1 protein-coding gene is annotated in these 793 nt (G+C 66.5%); it reads right to left on the bottom strand.

The window, feature by feature from the left end:
• Window positions 1-793: DUF1522 domain-containing protein (locus tag XH84_RS31755; RefSeq protein WP_128948529.1), on the bottom strand; the 793-nt coding region annotated here is incomplete at both ends.

Raw genomic sequence — 793 nt, 5'->3', positions numbered from 1 at the left:
GATCCGGTCGCCACGTTCGCAGCAGCCGGCGTACCACCGTTCTTGAACGTGATGGTCTTGCCGTTGACGTTCAGCGTCGAGCCGTCGGTGATCAGCGAGGCAAGGCTACCCGTGGCGGTCGTACGGGTCGCGGTGATGGTCGCGTTGCCGGAGCCGGTCGCAGTCGTCAGACCAAGGGTCTTCAAGAGGTCGGCCTTGCCGACGACGGAGAGGTCAGCACCTGTCGAAGTCTCGAGCGTGATCTGACCACCAGTGATCGACGATGCGGTCTGGCTGGTGTTGGTCGTGATCGTTGCAGCACCCGCCGCCACAACAGCATTCTTGACACCGCTGGCGAGATCGATCGCGGAGAGAACGTCGCCGACGGTCGCGGTCGAGTTGGTCGCGTTCGCACCGAGATAGATGATCGAGTTGCCGCCGCCGTCGGTGGCGATGTTGCCGCTGACGCCGTAACCGGCCGGAGCACTTGCCGCCGCCGGGGCAGCGCCCGCCTTGAAGGTGATGGAATGGCCGTTGACCGTGAAGCTCGTGCCGTCGGTGAACTGAGTTGCAGCGGCGGTGCTCAGACCTGCGGTGGCCAGAGCCGCGCCGTCACCGTAGAGCAGCGTCGTCGAGGTGATGTTCGCCGGGGTGCCCTGGTTGTCCTTCACGACCGTGGGGCCGGTCACACTGCCGATGACGCCTCCGAGGGTGGTGGCGCCGGTCGCCGCCGTGGTGCCGCCGGCATTGCCGGAGAACAGCACGTTGGAGAGCGCAGTCGCGCTGGTGTAGGTCGTGGTGCCGCGGAGGTCGG

Source organism: Bradyrhizobium nanningense (assembly GCF_004114535.1).
GTDB lineage: Bacteria > Pseudomonadota > Alphaproteobacteria > Rhizobiales > Xanthobacteraceae > Bradyrhizobium > Bradyrhizobium nanningense.
The sequence above is the reverse complement of the archived record's forward strand: the minus strand, read 5'-3'. Positions and strand labels throughout refer to the sequence as shown.